We start from the raw sequence: 15,079 nt of genomic DNA, 5'->3' as shown, positions 1-15,079 counted from the left end.
AAGACGATAGCCAACACCATGAATAGTTTCGATCAAATTCTTGGGGGCTCCCACATTACAGCAATTTTCATGTAGTTAAACTACAAAATAAGATAAGCTATAATAAGGGTAATAAACTAAAATAGAGTAGAAGTACTGTCAAATTATATGCCAAAACCTTATTCAATAGATTTGCGTAATCGCGTGATTGTAGCATGGGTTGCTCAAGAGGGATCTCAACGCCAGTTGGCAGAAAGATTCAAGGTCAGCTTATCATTTGTGAGAAATTTAGTACGTCGTTATCGTGAAACTGGGCAAGTTGAGCCAAAGCAATGTGGAGGATATGAAAAGCCTGTAATTGCAGGCCAATATTTAAACATGATCAAGTCTTGGCTGGATGAGAAAAATGATTTACTACTTTCAGAATTGTGCGATCGCCTGAGAGAAACGACGGGCACTAGTGTTAGTATCACAACCATGCATCGAGCCTTAGAAAAGTTGGGTCTACGTCATAAAAAAAAGTCTAAATGCCAGTGAACAGGAGACTCCACGTGTTCAAGAATTAAGGCATGATTATCGTCGTTGGGTAGATACAGTTGATATTAGAAATTTAGTGTTTTTAGATGAATCGGGGATAAATTTAGGGATGTCAAGGTTGTTTGCCAGAAGCCAAGATGGACAAAGAGCAATTGGTAGCGTACCAGGAAACAAGGGCAAAAATATTTCTCTGATTGGGGCTTTAAATATGGATGGAATTCTGGCAGCAATGACTGTAGAGGGAAGCACAAATACAGAAGTATTTCTCACTTATGTAAATCAGGTTTTAGTACCTCAATTATGGAAAGGGGCTATTGTTGTTATGGATAATTTAAAGGTTCATTATGCCGAGCGCGTGAGATTGTCAATTGAATCAGTCGGTGCAAAAGTTAAGTTTTTACCCCCCTATTCTCCAGACTTATCTCCGATAGAATTGTGTTGGTCAAAATTAAAGCAATTTCTCCGTAGTCGGGAGGCACGAACATTAGAAGCCCTAAATGAGGCCATGACAAGTGCAGTAAATTATATTACAGCAGAGGATGCGCTTAATTGGTTCAATCATTGTGGTTTATTTACATGAAAACTGCTGTAGGTAATAAACTCACTATCATCCGAATGTAACACTGCTCCATGTGATATGCAATTTTGCCCCACAACAGTTTTGGTTCTTCTAACAGGGAAGCAATTTTACCAAGGGGGCTATTATTATGATTCTCAGCTTCGCATAACACTTCCCCATTAAAAGAACGTATGTACTCTACCATCTCACGTTCCAGATCATAAGATTGAGAATAAAATTTATAAAGTAAACCCAACTCACCACCACTTTCAAGACGAACACACTGGTCAATCATTTCAACTACGCAAAAGTCGGCTTTTTTATGATCTGACCGCTGACGGTTATATAAATACTGGGAACAAATCTCTTCTAGGTCTGGCAAAACTAAACGTATGATCCCCCCTGGCTCCAAAACACGAAAGCACTCACCCAAAAAATGGGCAACTTTTGATCTGGGAATGTGCTCGAGAAAATGGGAAGAATAAACTAAAGAAACACTACCTTGATTCAAAGGTAATGTACCCAGTAAGTCACTTTTTATAACTCCATTACCCACAGGTTGATAGTCTAAATTTACCCAGTCGCTTTGTTTAATGTAGACACTACCACAAGCAAGATTGACTTTTTTCATATTCTATTTGATTTAGAGGGCCTTTTTAGGTTTAACAAGAAGTTAAAGTTACACAAAGTAAATCACCTTGCCTACAAAGTAACTTTAACACCCATTCTTCCTGTGAAATCAATGCGATTTAGCAGTATTGAAATATTGTTTTCACGTATATACTCGGAATTAAGAGATATAACTGTGTACATTCTGTATATAGGAATCGTGTGACCGATTTTGATGATCAATTGATGTTGGTCAGTGCAGGGCTATGGAACTTCTATTTAGATGCAGCATAAATTCAATCGGGATGGGGGAAGTTCTGTCATCCGGAAATATGCTTTTATTTCCCAACAGCTCTAATTACTTTGTAAGTGATTGGTAAATCTTATAAGAAATACTTTTTGGTAAGGATTTAAAAAGATATTTGATTAGAATAATGGGATTTCGCAAGTAGCTGTAAGAAACCTTCATTTTATTTACATACTTTGTCTCAGCTAACATAATCAAGCTAGTAACTTCTTCAGAGCTTTTTAAAAACTGACATCCGAGAATTTTATCTACAAAATTTATTTGTTCTCGGGTCATCTCCCTTTTTGGAGTCGCAAATAAATCTGCAAAAATTTTGCACTGCTTCATGTTCTCTTCCGCGTTGCTGGTCTTACCAAATAGGTAATTTGCTGGATCACTTTTTAATGATTTAGAATTAAAGTCAATATTTTCTAAAATATTTTGAATAAAATGGTCTGTGTCTAAATGAAAGTAAGAACATCCAGACTTTATAGAGTAAAGCACCGCAGTGCCGTAGTTATTCGCACAAGAGTATTTATGCAAAGAACAAAGATGGTAAAATCTAAATAGAAAGGCTGGGTCGTACATGTGACCAGCTGACACAACTCTCATTCCTCGTTCCACAAAAGGTAAATGACGACCAAGATTGAAGTCTCGCCAGTAAACACAGACGGTGATTGGTTTGTACTCTTCCTCCAGAAGATCCAACTTGGCTGCTAAGGACTCGTAACTAGTTTCATCGGTTATGTGATGTGTAGAGTGACTAGGGAAAAAAATTGTTCCACGTCTTTGGGTAAAAATAGAATCAGTTTCTAGCAGTTTAAGCAAGTAGATAAATGGGGACGCAGACTTTACAACATCTTTCGTAATCCGCAGATTTCTGATAGCCTGAGAATAAATCTCAAACATCTGGTTTGAGTAACACCAAATCTCCGGTAGATCAATTAGTAGTTCAGCATCCCAAACCATCCCCTTAAAATTTAGATAATCTGGTGCGTGAGGCAAAACAAATTTTAACGGGTAACTAATAGGTAAATTGCTATACAGTTTATAGATTAAATCATTGCCGTAAAAACCATTGGGAGCAAATATCTCACTGGTGTTTAGTGTTTTGGGGGGTGTGTCCGAGCATAATTCACTTAGAGTTTCTTGATCAAGAAGAGTTTTTTCTAGACTAATCATAAATGGTATGTGTGCTTTTTTAGGGAAGCTTTGGGGAATGAATTCCCTCCTGGAATGGAAGAGAAGCGACTTTTGAGTACGCCTACAATGAAAGACTGAGCCTTGCAAGCACTTGTCAAACTGGCATTAGAGCCAGAATGGGAAGCGCGATTTGACCCTAACTCATACGGGTTCAGAACCGGACGCTCATGCCATGAAGATCCCTGTGAAGGGAAACTTTCAAGCACGGCTTTGAAGACCAACGGGGTTGGTGACAATCTCGTTGAGTTTAATAACGAAACCCAACAAGCAAACGGGATATATGTAAATGCGATCGCGAAGCACTTCACTTGTTGCATAAATAAACCAAGGATTGCGATTATTTTACATTTCTTTACATCATATCGCACCAAGGGGGATCCCAAATATCTCACTTCAACAACTCAAAGGATAAAGGAGTTCCCGCTTTAACATCTTTCTTCACAGCTAATCCGAGGAGTGATTCTAAATACTTGGGGGGCAATCCTAAGCCTGGACGAATCGCTCTCACATTCTCTTTGGTTAATATCTCTCCAGCCTTCATATCTTCAGCTACATATAAGCTACGCCTAAATATTAACGATTTTTTCTCCCCTTCGGTGGATCCATACCGAACTTGACCTAACGCTTGCCAAGCTCTTTTCGACTCTACCACAAGTTGGGCCATTTCCTCCGGTTCCATGGAAAAACTGGCATCCACTCCACCATCAGACCGGGAAAGGGTAAAGTGTTTTTCTATTACACTGGCTCCTATGGCTACACTCGCTACTGATACGCCTATACCTAATGTATGGTCTGATATTCCTGCTTCTACGTTAAATAAATCTCGCAGGTGGGGAATTGTGGCAATGTTACTGTTCTGTGGACTGGCTGGATAGGTGCTGGTGCATTTGAGCAAAATTAGGTCTTGACAACCCGCTTCCCTAGCAGCACGTACTGTTTCATCTAGTTCACATATATTGGCCATCCCTGTGGAAATTATCAGGGGTTTCCCGGTTTTGGCAACTCTTCTAATTAGGGGGAGGTCCGTGTTCTCAAAGGATGCTATTTTATAGCAGGGAACTTTCAATGACTCTAAAAATTCAATGGCTGTCTCGTCAAAAGGGGTGCTAAAACCAATTATTCCTAGCTCTTCACAACGTTTAAATATTGGCTCGTGCCACTCCCATGGTGTATAGGCTTGCTGATAAAGTTTGTGTAGTGAGTTTCCTTGCCATAAAGAGTTGGGATCGTTAATGAAAAATTCCCCTGTCTCTATGTCTAGTGTCATGGTATCTGCTGTATAAGTCTGGAGTTTGAGTGCATCAACACCCGCTTTCGCTGCTGCTTCTACTATTTCTAACGCTCTTTCAAGAGACTGGTTGTGGTTACCTGACATCTCCGCAATTATGAATGGGGGATGACTTTTACCTAATATTTTACTTGCGATCGCAATGCTCATAGGAATATGTTTAACTAAAGTTGATATTTATCATGTAGTGTGATTGGTCGGGAAGGGTTTTTACATACTCAAAGCCCAGTTTCTCAAAAAATTTGGGAATACGGGTTGTAATTTGAATCACTCCTTTATTCTCCTTCAGAAGGGTGTTAACTAGCTGGGAACCTAGGTTTTGATTTCTGAAGTCGGGATGCACGGCTAAGGATTCTAGAGTTCCTCCCTTGCTGTTGATAGCTAGGTAGGTAAATCCGACAATTCTGCTAAAGTTGTCACTGGCTATATAAACAGGAAATCCAACACAGTATTTCTCCATCAGGAGGTAAAAAACATTACGTGGTGGTCGGGGATAACAAGTGTCCAGTAGTTCTTTTATATCTGGGAGTATATTGTTTAAATTGTTTTTATAAGAAATCTGTATGGTAGTAGCTTGCAACATAATATATTAGTTGAACCTATTTTAAAAGAAATGGCGATCGCGAAGCACTCCTTACAGGAGCTCGCAAAGCTCAAGTGGGTTAAACCCGACTGGTCTTGTCGTGGGTAATCGTAGGTTGGGTTGAGGCACGAAACGCAACAGACCAACTTGATATGTGTAAATGCGATCGCGAAGCACTCCTTACAGGAGATCTGCTTTGCAATCGCTCGTTGTAGACACTGTAACCGATTACACATCCAGTTGATTGCCATTTTGGGTATCAACTTGTGGTTTTAGATCATTGGATTTTTCTGCGTCTTTTAACCACGCTTCTAAATCAGAAATCTGTCTAAAATCCAGTAAAGATTCACCTATTGCTTCTAATTGCTCTAGTGATAGTCTGTTTATCCTTTCCACCACAGGTGACTCGATTCCATCAAACTTGTGATTCAGCAACAGTAATATTATCTTTCGCTGTCCTTCTTGTCTTCCTTCTTGTCTTCCACGTTGTTCTCCTCGAAGTTCGCCTTCCTGACGACCTTTCTGAAGACCTTCCTTAAGAATTTCGTTGTACCAGGGCGATTCACGTAATACCGTCATGTCCCACCTCATCATTTGTTGTACTAAAGGGATATTAAATACAAAGCTAGCAAAAAAAGACAACAATGGCTCCAAATCCCCCAACACTTCATTCTTGCGAAGATTGAGTAGAGCCTGACGGAGATTTACCTCACTATTACCCCCCTTCAAAATTGGGACAAACGGTAGCAAGGAAGACAGATTTTGCTCAAACACCGTCTCCGCCTCAATCTCCCACAAATTAATCACCCGATAGTCCTGATAGGCCCTACAGCCCATAATTTCGGACTCATAACGGCTGCGAATTATCTCCGTCGGCCCCGGTTGAAGAATATTGACGACCACTGGATAGACTAGTAGCCCATACTTTTCCTCTACTAGAGCAGCATAAGCTCTCATTCGTCGGGGCATCTTAGCATCATGGCGCAGTTGTAGCTCATTCAGCAGAATAAAATCGCCACACTCAGGACTATGGGCCTTGAGCAAAACATCACTTTCCCGCTCGATCCATTGAAGTTCACTGTTAATAATTTCCTGAACTTTGATCGTTTTATCCCCCGTGACCCAACGCCCCCAAGCCTGTGGACTAAGTCCAATTAAACGTTTACCGCCAATATCTGATTTTTTTACCATAAACAATCACACAATGGATTTTTCTACGTCTTTTAACCATGCTTCTAAATCAGATAACCATGCTTCTAAATCAGAAATGTCTCTAAAATCCAGTAAAGATTCAGCTTCTGCATTTTGCAACAGTTCTTTACCTATCTCCCCACTCTCCTCTTCATTCGTTCCTAACAACTGTAACAAGGTTACATTAGGACTTAGGTTTTGCCTTTCCCTTAAATCCGTCAGTTAACTCCGCACCCACATTATAACCTCGACTGGGCAAAATCAACAAACCTTCGTCGTAGACACTGTAACCGATTACACATCCAGTTGATTGCCATTTTGGATATCAACTTGTGGTTTTAGATCATCGGATTTTTCTGCGTCTTTTAACCACGCTTCTAAATCAGAAATCTGTCTAAAATCCAGTAAAGATTCACCCATTGCTTCTAATTGCTCTAGTGATAGTCTGTTTATCCTTTCCACCACAGGTGACTCGATTCCATCAAACTTGTGATTCAGCAACAGTAATATTATCTTTCGCTGTCCTTCTTGTCTTCCTTCTTGTCTTCCACGTTGTTCTCCTCGAAGTTCGCCTTCCTGAAGACCTTCTTGTCTCACTTTTTCTATATCTTGCTGGTATAGTGGTGCTAACCTCATAATTAACTCCTTATCTTCCCTTTCTTCAGCTTTTCCACTTTGCTCCAAGTTTTGTCTCAAAGTATATAGCAATTCTAGCACCTTTCTTCGTAATGGGTGATCTTCTGTCAGTTTTTCTAACTGATCAATTGCTTTTGTTCGTACTTTCCCCCTTCCCAATATTCTTAGCCATAATGTTTCTGGTGTATTCGGTAGGTGGTGAATCGCTACAATCTTTGTTCTCAGACTTTTTCCTAAATGGTACACTCCTTGACAGGAATTGCTTTCTGCAACAGCATTAAATCCTTTTAGTATTTTCTTTGACGTTGTTGGTGTCAAAATCCACAGATAGGGAACTTTTTCTGGCGTCTAGTTTTGTTTTATCTCGCTTTGCTTCCCTTTGCATTAACCCTCTTATTTCCAGTAGCTTCAATATGCAATCACATATTTCTTCCTCTGATGCTGCATTCCTAAATGGTTCAAATACCCCCGGCAATCTGGCAAAACTGCCTAGTACACCTAAACCCGATAGTTTGGTGATTTTTTCACCTGCTGGAGAAAAGAAACAGTCTATTTGTCTAACTTCTCCTGGAACTCGCTTAGAAGATTCTATTTCCCCATAAGGTCTGAGAATTTCTTCTAGGTAGTCCTTGGCAAATTGGTCGTGAATGAATCGGGTCATTCTCTTAATCTTCCTTGTTCTTTCCTCTCAAAACTTTTTTGTGTCACCTATTAAGCGATCGCAGTTTATTTTACAGCGGTTTTCATGTAAATAAACCACAATGATTGAACCAATTAAGCGCATCCTCTGCTGTAATATAATTTACTGCACTTGTCATGGACTCATTTAGGGCTTCTAATGTTCGTGCCTCACGACTACGGAGAAATTGCTTTAATTTTGACCAACACAATTCTATCGGAGATAAGTCTGGAGAATAGGGGGGTAAAAACTTAACTTTTGCACCGACTGATTCAATTGACAATCTCACGCGCTCGGCATAATGAACCTTTAAATTATCCATAACAACAATAGCCCCTTTCCATAATTGAGGTACTAAAACCTGATTTACATAAGTGAGAAATACTTCTGTATTTGTGCTTCCCTCTACAGTCATTGCTGCCAGAATTCCATCCATATTTAAAGCCCCAATCAGAGAAATATTTTTGCCCTTGTTTCCTGGTACGCTACCAATTGCTCTTTGTCCATCTTGGCTTCTAGCAAACAACCTTGACATCCCTAAATTTATCCCCGATTCATCTAAAAACACTAAATTTCTAATATCAACTGTATCTACCCAACGACGATAATCATGTCTTAATTCTTGAACACGTGGAGTCTCCTGTTCACTGGCATTTAGACTTTTTTTTATGACGTAGACCCAACTTTTCTAAGGCTCGATGCATGGTTGTGATACTAACACTAGTGCCCGTCGTTTCTCTCAGGCGATCGCATAATTCTGAAAGTAGTAAATCATTTTTCTCATCCAGCCAAGACTTGATCATGTTTAAATATTGGCCTGCAATTATAGGCTTTTCATATTCTCCACATTGCTTTGGCTCAACTTGCCCAGTTTCACGATAACGACGTACTAAATTTCTCACAAATGATAAGCTGACCTTGAATCTTTCTGCCAACTGGCGTTGAGATCCCTCTTGAGCAACCCATGCTACAATCACGCGATTACGCAAATCTATTGAATAAGGTTTTGGCATATAATTTGACAGTACTTCTACTCTATTTTAGTTTATTACCCTTATTATAGCTTATCTTATTTTGTAGTTTAACTACATGAAAATTGCTGTAAGCTCAGAGCTTAATCAGCCCATAATTCCATGCCATAAATCCATAATTGTCCGTAAACAGCAAAGCTAAAATCACTCTGACGTGGGTAATTGGTACAGTGGCTGAAAGTATTGATGGTCTGAAAAAATCGATAAAACAAACCCAGCCCAATCTGCATGCAGATGAAACACCTTGGGTAGTAAAAGGGGTGAAAGAATGGTTATGGATATTTGCCAATACTGATTTCGCCCTATTTCATGCAAATGTTGTGGGTCAATTATCTTCATAATCCGTTAATGTCAGTGAAGAAAACCTTTTTACATCCGCTTGGTTAAGCAAGTCGAGCCATAATTTTTGGTATTTGTGAGCATAAGCAGAAGAAATTCTCAAATATTTTCTCCTAAGATCAGAATCGATAAATAGACATCTCCGAAAAAGAATCAAAGTGTGATAAAATAATATGAAATGGTATTTTTGGCAACTTATTATGAGCAACATATCTGAATATATCCAGAATAATCCTCACGAATCACACCGTTTATTGGGTCTGAAGTATGAGCAGTTACAGCAACTTTTGGAAAAAGCCATAAAACTGCATCATCAGAAACAACAATTGGTTGAATCAAAAAAAACCCGAATTATTCAAGGCGGTGGAGGGCGCAAACCCAAATTATCACCGTCGGAGCAAATAATCTTAACATTAACATATTTACGGCAGTTAACAACATTTCAGCTACTAGGTATTCAATTTGGAGTAAGTGAAACAACTGCAAATGATATCTTTAACTATTGGTTGCCAATAATAGGAGAATTATTGCCACCAAGTTTGCTAGAACAGGTAAAAAAAAACTCCAGTGATTACGAAGTCGTTAAAGAAATATTAACAGAATTTGAGTTAATAGTGGATAGCTATGAACAGCCTATAGACAGACCTGGAGAGTACCAAGAACAAAAAAAATATTATTCAGGTAAAAAAGCCTGTCATACTAGAAAAAGTCAACTAATCGTTTTACCAAATGGTAAAGATATTGTTGATGTAGTAGCGGGTAAACCTGGTCCAAAAAGTGATGTAAATTTATTCCGTGAAACCAGAAATATATTTGATAAAAAACAAAAATTTAGTGGTGATAAAGCTTATCAAGGAGAGGAGTTAATGAAAACTCCGACAAAAAAACCTAAAAACCAAGAATTAACGTCTGAACAAAAAGAAAAAAATAAAGAGTTAGCTTCCGAACGAATTTTTGTTGAACATTTAATTCGTGTAGTGAAAATATTCAGAGTGGCACAAGAAAGATTTCGATTAAATTCAAGTAAGTATGAACAGGTAATCATGACTATTTGTGGACTTGTTCGTTTCCGAATGGGAACCTACTTATTTTAGTTATCAAGATTTGGACTTGGCTAAAAATAAATTATCTCACATAGGTGTTATCTTTTGGTTAATTCCCAACAAGAGGCATCTCTAACGCTTATTTTAGCATACCAGTCAGCTACTTTTGTATTGGGGTGTCTCACCTTAAAAAGTAGTATTGGTAACGCTTTGGCTATTTCCGGAGATGTCTATTCTGTCAACTAACCCTATATTCAGCTTTCGGTTAACACTGTGGACTACTTCAAAAAATGAGGGGGGACTAATTGATAAGTCGTCATCACTTAAATACTTAACTGATCTGAAGTTCCAATGTTTGGATATCTGAATGCAAGTCTCTATAGAAGTAGCAAGATTTTCATCCGAACCTGCAATAAAAAAACCACCCAGGACTAAGTGATCCTCCCAATGTTGAGGTTGATTAATTTCGTTCCTAAGTTCATATTTTAAGATTCCTAAAACGTTCACCAGCTGACAGGGTCCTTGGGCAGAGACTAGTCTAACTTTATCATTTACTAGGTGTTGCATAGTACATTAGAGTTGTTGGAAAATAAGGGATAATAATCAAGCAGACAAGTAGGGTGACATTAATGTTGAACTTAGACCGCATCCTGAATCAAGAGCGACTGCTACGAGCAATGACTGGACTTAACCGCCAAGCATTCAACGAGCTGTTATCTCAGTTTGCTGATACTTATGAACGCACCGTGTTCAACTCCTTAGCAAACCGCAAACGTGCGCCCGGGGGCGGACGCAAGCCTACACTCAGAAGTATAGAGGAAAAACTATTTTATATCCTGCTGTACTGCAAATGTTATCCGACGTTTGACTTGCTGAGTGTGTTGTTCAACTTTGACCGCTCCTGTGCTCATGATTGGGTACATCGACTACTGTCTGTGCTAGAAACCACTTTAGGAGAAAAGCAAGTTTTGCCAGCACGCAAACTCAGGAGCAGGAATTCACCAAAAGGTTTCCAGATGTGAAGGAGGTGATTGTGGATGGTACGGAGCGTCCAGTCCAGCGTCCTCAAAACCGAGAACGCCAAAAAGAGTATTACTCTGGCAAGAAAAAGCGGCATACATGCAAGCAGATTACAGTCAGCACAAGGGAGAAACGAGTGATTATTCTGACGAAAACCAGAGCAGGTAAAGTGCATGACAAACGGCTACTCCATGAATCAGAGATAGTGCAATACATTCCTGATGAAGTAGCAATAGAGGGAGATTTGGGTTTTCATGGGTTGGAGAAAGAATTTGTCAATGTCCATTTACCACACAAGAAACCGAAAGGTAAGGAGTTAACACAGCAGCAAAAGGAGGAGAATCGAGAACTCAGTCGTCAGCGAGTTGTGTGTGAGCACGCTCACTCTGGAATTAAGAGATATAACTGTGTACATTCTGTATATAGGAATCGTGTGACCGATTTTGATGATCAATTGATGTTGGTTAGTGCAGGGCTATGGAACTTCTATTTAGATGCAGCATAAATTCAATCGGGATGGGGGAAGTTCTGTCATCCGGAAATATGCTTTTATTTCCCAACAGCTCTAAAGATCTACATTCATCTAGATTTGAGCCGTTTAAATCTATAACTAAGTCCAAAAAGGATGGGTTAAGCTGTTGTACAGCTATCTAAGGGACCTATTTATAATACGAGTGGACAAAGTAAAAACGGGGCATTTGGTGACTGATTGAGAATAGAGAACTGCCAAATTCTGTAAACTCAACGGCATTCCATCCCATGTGAGGTACCTTGAGAGAAGAGTTATCAGATTTAAACCTTTGAAAGCGTCCTGAAATCAACCCTAGTCCAGGGTGACTACCTTCGTCGCTACCGTCGCACAGCAATTGCATACCGAGGCAAATTCCTAAGATCTTGGTAATTCCCTGATCAGCTACCTCCTTGAGGTAGTTTGTCCAGTTGTATTCTCCCAGAAGTGTCATGCCCGTGTCGTATGCTCCCACACCAGGCAGGATAATTAGATCTGGTATCTGATTGGTATCAGGAGTTACTCGTAAGTTAGATGGGTAACCAACCCTTTTTAGCATGTTCTGAATGCTAGCGACATTACCGAGTCCAACATTGATTATATGGATGTTCATCTGTAACTAATCCTTGTGAACTTTACCCAACATCCATTCTATTGCTGAATCCCAATCAGCATCAGAATTGACACTAGTTGTAAATGCTTGTATCTCAGTTTGCTGATACTTATGAACGCACCGTGTTCAACTCCTTAGCAAACCGCAAACGTGCGCCCGGGGGCGGACGCAAGCCTACACTCAGAAGTATAGAGGAAAAACTATTTTATATCCTGCTGTACTGCAAATGTTATCCGACGTTTGACTTGCTGAGTGTGTTGTTCAACTTTGACCGCTCCTGTGCTCATGATTGGGTACATCGACTACTGTCTGTGCTAGAAACCACTTTAGGAGAAAAGCAAGTTTTGCCAGCACGCAAACTCAGGAGCAGGAATTCACCAAAAGGTTTCCAGATGTGAAGGAGGTGATTGTGGATGGTACGGAGCGTCCAGTCCAGCGTCCTCAAAACCGAGAACGCCAAAAAGAGTATTACTCTGGCAAGAAAAAGCGGCATACATGCAAGCAGATTACAGTCAGCACAAGGAATAAAATGGAAGAAAAAGGTGTAAAATGGGTCAAAGCCCTTAAAATGCTTACAATGGAGTCCAAATCACTGCTCATAGCAGTCGATTTTTATTCAGGATGCTGTCTAAATTTAACATTGATATTACCCTACTTGTCTATTAGGTTACCCTGCCTTTTTGTACGTCATCTGGACATAACTCTCTCGCTTTAAAAGCATAAAATGTAATATAGAACACGGTAAAACTATATTGACTTTGAAAAAGAAAACTATCTGTTGATAATCTCATGACGATTGTAACAAGAATCAACAATAGTAGTCTATTTAGATTAAATAGCTTGAGCATGGCATTTAGTAACAAACACATGTAAATAATGCCTGATATCCCAAAATCGGCATGAAGGTCAAGAAAGGAATTATGATAATTGCCTCCAAAGCCAACAACACTGGAAGCGTATTTTGCGTCTGATCCAAAAATAAATCCTACCCAATCTATACTACGAATATATCTGCGCCATATAAGCTCCCGACCGTCCTTATCAGCCAAACCTTTAAGCTCAAGATACTGAAAATAATGAGTAATATTATTAATTATCTTTGTAATATCAGCCCGGTTAGCAACAATAAAGGTTAGGAAAACAATACCGCAAAGAACTATAAAAATATTAAATTCAGTAGATTTCCTTTTCTCAGAGGAATTTAACAACAAGATTCCAGTAATTAAAAAAAAACTGGAAATAATACCAGATCTACCGTATGAGACGACCGAAAGAATTAAAGTCACTGCTGCAGGTAAAATTGGTTTTCCAAAACCTACTTTGTCATTAATAATATACAAAATTGCACTGTAATAAATTAAAAGTATAGAAACTAAATTTCTACTGGAAAGCAAAAATATTTTGTTAGGGTCTATTCCCCTATAAATAATAAAGTATATGAAGTAACTACATACAAATGCAAATACTAAATAAATGAATGGCAACACAAAACTCGCCAACTTCTTTCGGAGCAAAAATAGGGCTATGCCCACATTTGATAGCGGTCGTGCTAATAGAAAAACTGATGTATTACTTCTTACTAATGAATTGAGTAAAAAACCCAATAACAATATTCCAACTAACTGATATGTAAATTTATACTGCTTCTTAAAACTAAGAGTTTCAATCATGAGAAGTAATAATCCCGTCACAATCCAAATAAGATTGGCAATTGTTACTACCCTGTTTACCGAGTTTACATAACCTATCCACCCAGACAAAATGTAGATGCAAAATAAAGCACCTAATAAATTATCTAATAAAGTATTCTTGCCGTAATGCTTAGGGTTAAGACTATTTTTAATGTTATCCATATATTTTGCGTTAATTCGTGATTTTTTGCCATAATTTATAAACATCTGTTGTATTAAAATTATGTTAACGGTATGGGATTTAGAGCAATTGAACGCGATAAAGGCGTTCATCATACAACCATTATTTACTGGCCAAAACAAATTGGTTCCATACTTCCAGATGCTCCACCAGGAAACACCCTTGGTAGGTGAGCTTGATGAGTTGGAGACCTTTGTGGGACATCGTTAAACTCTGGCAATGCTTTTTTTATGTTACTGATGGGTGGAGGGTTTATCCGAGTTTTATTCAGCCAGAAGACCATATTGTGAGCAAAACATATATGACTAGGGTAGAGGGTGAAAATACACGTTTACGTCACTACTTAGCGCGACTACATAGAAAAACGCTATGCTATTCAAAATCTGTAGATATGCTTAGGTATTCAATTAAATTATTACTTCACTATTTAAAGTATGAAGTAATACCCGCGTTTAGTTAATTCATCCCGCAAATATGCAACGCCAGACCGTCAAAGCTCTGCACCTTATAGTTTAGTTTATATTTCATTTAGACACAGGAGGAACAATTACCTCATGCCAGCATAATATCATAACTTGTTGCATAAATAAACCAAGGATTGCGATTATTTTACATTTCTTTACATCATATCGCACCAAGGGGGATCCCAGGAAAACAGGTCACTTCAACAACTCAAAGGATAAAGGAGTTCCCGCTTTAACATCTTTCTTCACAGCTAATCCGAGGAGTGATTCTAAATACTTGGGGGGCAATCCTAAGCCTGGACGAATCGCTCTCACATTCTCTTTGGTTAATATCTCTCCAGCTTTCATATCTTCAGCTACATATAAGCTACGCCTAAATATTAACGATTTTTTCTCCTCTTCGGTGGATCCATAACGAACTTGACCTAAAGCTTGCCAAGCTCTTTTCGACTCTACCACAAGTTGGGCCATTTCCTCCGGTTCCATGGAAAAACTGGCATCCACTCCACCATCAGACCGGGAAAGGGTAAAGTGTTTTTCTATTACACTGGCTCCTATGGCTACACTCGCTACTGATACCCCTATACCTAATAGAGTTGTTGGAAAATAAGGGATAATAATCAAGCAGACAAGTAGGGT

At 39.0% G+C, this 15,079-nt stretch carries 22 protein-coding genes and 1 pseudogene; 9 read left to right on the top strand and 14 right to left on the bottom strand.

Features of this window, described 5'->3' with window-relative positions; all coding sequences use genetic code 11:
- Positions 1-147 precede the first annotated feature (147 nt).
- Positions 148-516: a helix-turn-helix domain-containing protein gene (locus C6N34_RS13705; RefSeq protein WP_102981708.1), complete on the top strand. Its 369-nt coding sequence runs from the start codon at positions 148-150 to the stop codon at positions 514-516.
- Positions 491-1,096 (top strand): IS630 family transposase, encoded by a 606-nt coding sequence (locus C6N34_RS13700; RefSeq protein WP_083383444.1) that lies wholly within the window; start codon positions 491-493, stop codon positions 1,094-1,096. Before C6N34_RS13705 ends, C6N34_RS13700 begins: the two co-directional genes overlap by 26 nt.
- Here the strand turns inward: C6N34_RS13700 and C6N34_RS13695 are convergent.
- The 10 genes from C6N34_RS13695 to C6N34_RS13655 form a co-directional block, all read right to left on the bottom strand.
- The gene (locus C6N34_RS13695; protein WP_236107135.1) at positions 1,089-1,706 is read right to left on the bottom strand and encodes a class I SAM-dependent methyltransferase; all 618 of its coding nucleotides are present in this window, start codon (positions 1,704-1,706) and stop codon (positions 1,089-1,091) included. The genes C6N34_RS13700 and C6N34_RS13695 overlap by 8 nt on opposite strands.
- Positions 1,707-2,042: 336 nt before the next feature.
- Complete coding sequence (locus C6N34_RS13690) at positions 2,043-3,152, bottom strand: hypothetical protein (protein WP_115538129.1); 1,110 nt, start codon at positions 3,150-3,152, stop codon at positions 2,043-2,045.
- A gap of 409 nt (positions 3,153-3,561) precedes the next feature.
- Positions 3,562-4,611, bottom strand: a complete 1,050-nt coding sequence (pseI, locus tag C6N34_RS13685) for a pseudaminic acid synthase (protein WP_236107133.1) — start codon at positions 4,609-4,611, stop codon at positions 3,562-3,564.
- Positions 4,612-4,621: 10 nt separating this feature from the next.
- Positions 4,622-5,044: a GNAT family N-acetyltransferase gene (locus C6N34_RS13680; protein ID WP_236107131.1), complete on the bottom strand. Its 423-nt coding sequence runs from the start codon at positions 5,042-5,044 to the stop codon at positions 4,622-4,624.
- Positions 5,045-5,272: 228 nt separating this feature from the next.
- Positions 5,273-6,235 carry an Rpn family recombination-promoting nuclease/putative transposase gene (locus C6N34_RS13675; protein ID WP_236107129.1) on the bottom strand — a complete coding sequence of 321 codons (963 nt, stop codon included), beginning with the start codon at positions 6,233-6,235 and terminating at the stop codon, positions 5,273-5,275.
- 6 nt (positions 6,236-6,241) lie between these two features.
- On the bottom strand, positions 6,242-6,412 hold the full coding sequence (locus C6N34_RS13670) for a hypothetical protein (RefSeq protein WP_236107127.1): 171 nt from the start codon (positions 6,410-6,412) through the stop codon (positions 6,242-6,244).
- Positions 6,413-6,529: 117 nt separating this feature from the next.
- Positions 6,530-7,189: a DUF4351 domain-containing protein gene (locus C6N34_RS13665; RefSeq protein ID WP_329606410.1), complete on the bottom strand. Its 660-nt coding sequence runs from the start codon at positions 7,187-7,189 to the stop codon at positions 6,530-6,532.
- Positions 7,149-7,532 carry a hypothetical protein gene (locus tag C6N34_RS17135; protein WP_329606409.1) on the bottom strand — a complete coding sequence of 128 codons (384 nt, stop codon included), beginning with the start codon at positions 7,530-7,532 and terminating at the stop codon, positions 7,149-7,151. Before C6N34_RS17135 ends, C6N34_RS13665 begins: the two co-directional genes overlap by 41 nt.
- An 82-nt stretch (positions 7,533-7,614) precedes the next feature.
- Positions 7,615-8,220: an IS630 family transposase gene (locus C6N34_RS13660; protein WP_236107532.1), complete on the bottom strand. Its 606-nt coding sequence runs from the start codon at positions 8,218-8,220 to the stop codon at positions 7,615-7,617.
- The gene (locus C6N34_RS13655; RefSeq protein WP_236107125.1) at positions 8,195-8,563 is read right to left on the bottom strand and encodes a helix-turn-helix domain-containing protein; all 369 of its coding nucleotides are present in this window, start codon (positions 8,561-8,563) and stop codon (positions 8,195-8,197) included. Before C6N34_RS13655 ends, C6N34_RS13660 begins: the two co-directional genes overlap by 26 nt.
- A gap of 188 nt (positions 8,564-8,751) precedes the next feature.
- Between C6N34_RS13655 and C6N34_RS17035 the strand changes: the two genes are divergently transcribed.
- The gene (locus C6N34_RS17035; RefSeq protein WP_407928749.1) at positions 8,752-8,922 is read left to right on the top strand and encodes a hypothetical protein; all 171 of its coding nucleotides are present in this window, start codon (positions 8,752-8,754) and stop codon (positions 8,920-8,922) included.
- A 198-nt stretch (positions 8,923-9,120) separates the two neighbouring features.
- Positions 9,121-10,014 carry a transposase family protein gene (locus C6N34_RS13645; protein WP_057178093.1) on the top strand — a complete coding sequence of 298 codons (894 nt, stop codon included), beginning with the start codon at positions 9,121-9,123 and terminating at the stop codon, positions 10,012-10,014.
- 135 nt (positions 10,015-10,149) lie between these two features.
- Here C6N34_RS13645 and C6N34_RS13640 read toward each other — a convergent pair whose 3' ends face one another.
- The gene (locus tag C6N34_RS13640) at positions 10,150-10,530 is read right to left on the bottom strand and encodes a hypothetical protein (RefSeq protein ID WP_236107123.1); all 381 of its coding nucleotides are present in this window, start codon (positions 10,528-10,530) and stop codon (positions 10,150-10,152) included.
- Positions 10,531-10,592: 62 nt separating this feature from the next.
- Between C6N34_RS13640 and C6N34_RS13635 the strand changes: the two genes are divergently transcribed.
- The gene (locus tag C6N34_RS13635) at positions 10,593-10,985 is read left to right on the top strand and encodes a helix-turn-helix domain-containing protein (protein WP_236107115.1); all 393 of its coding nucleotides are present in this window, start codon (positions 10,593-10,595) and stop codon (positions 10,983-10,985) included.
- The gene (locus tag C6N34_RS13630; RefSeq protein ID WP_006279026.1) at positions 10,982-11,488 is read left to right on the top strand and encodes a transposase family protein; all 507 of its coding nucleotides are present in this window, start codon (positions 10,982-10,984) and stop codon (positions 11,486-11,488) included. The genes C6N34_RS13635 and C6N34_RS13630 overlap by 4 nt, the downstream gene beginning before the upstream one ends.
- 154 nt (positions 11,489-11,642) lie before the next feature.
- Here C6N34_RS13630 and hisH read toward each other — a convergent pair whose 3' ends face one another.
- Positions 11,643-12,104 carry an imidazole glycerol phosphate synthase subunit HisH gene (gene hisH / locus C6N34_RS13625; protein ID WP_236107121.1) on the bottom strand — a complete coding sequence of 154 codons (462 nt, stop codon included), beginning with the start codon at positions 12,102-12,104 and terminating at the stop codon, positions 11,643-11,645.
- 83 nt (positions 12,105-12,187) lie between these two features.
- Here hisH and C6N34_RS13620 point away from each other — a divergent pair, with 83 nt between their 5' ends.
- Positions 12,188-12,502, top strand: coding sequence for a helix-turn-helix domain-containing protein (locus C6N34_RS13620; protein WP_407928739.1), 315 nt, complete (start codon positions 12,188-12,190; stop codon positions 12,500-12,502).
- Positions 12,499-12,819 (top strand): transposase family protein, encoded by a 321-nt coding sequence (locus C6N34_RS17260; protein WP_407928738.1) that lies wholly within the window; start codon positions 12,499-12,501, stop codon positions 12,817-12,819. The genes C6N34_RS13620 and C6N34_RS17260 overlap by 4 nt, the downstream gene beginning before the upstream one ends.
- Here C6N34_RS17260 and C6N34_RS13615 read toward each other — a convergent pair.
- Positions 12,767-14,002, bottom strand: a complete 1,236-nt coding sequence (locus C6N34_RS13615) for a hypothetical protein (RefSeq protein ID WP_236107119.1) — start codon at positions 14,000-14,002, stop codon at positions 12,767-12,769. The two genes, C6N34_RS17260 and C6N34_RS13615, sit on opposite strands and share 53 nt — an antisense overlap.
- A gap of 15 nt (positions 14,003-14,017) precedes the next feature.
- Between C6N34_RS13615 and C6N34_RS13610 the strand changes: the two are divergent.
- A pseudogene (locus C6N34_RS13610) lies at positions 14,018-14,436 on the top strand (IS1 family transposase); the annotation flags it as partial.
- 199 nt (positions 14,437-14,635) lie between these two features.
- Here the strand turns inward: C6N34_RS13610 and C6N34_RS13605 are convergent.
- Positions 14,636-15,064: an N-acetylneuraminate synthase family protein gene (locus C6N34_RS13605; RefSeq protein WP_236107117.1), complete on the bottom strand. Its 429-nt coding sequence runs from the start codon at positions 15,062-15,064 to the stop codon at positions 14,636-14,638.
- Positions 15,065-15,079 lie beyond the last annotated feature (15 nt).

This window comes from Cylindrospermopsis raciborskii Cr2010 (assembly GCF_003367075.2).
GTDB lineage: Bacteria > Cyanobacteriota > Cyanobacteriia > Cyanobacteriales > Nostocaceae > Raphidiopsis > Raphidiopsis raciborskii.
The sequence above is the reverse complement of the archived record's forward strand: the minus strand, read 5'-3'. Positions and strand labels throughout refer to the sequence as shown.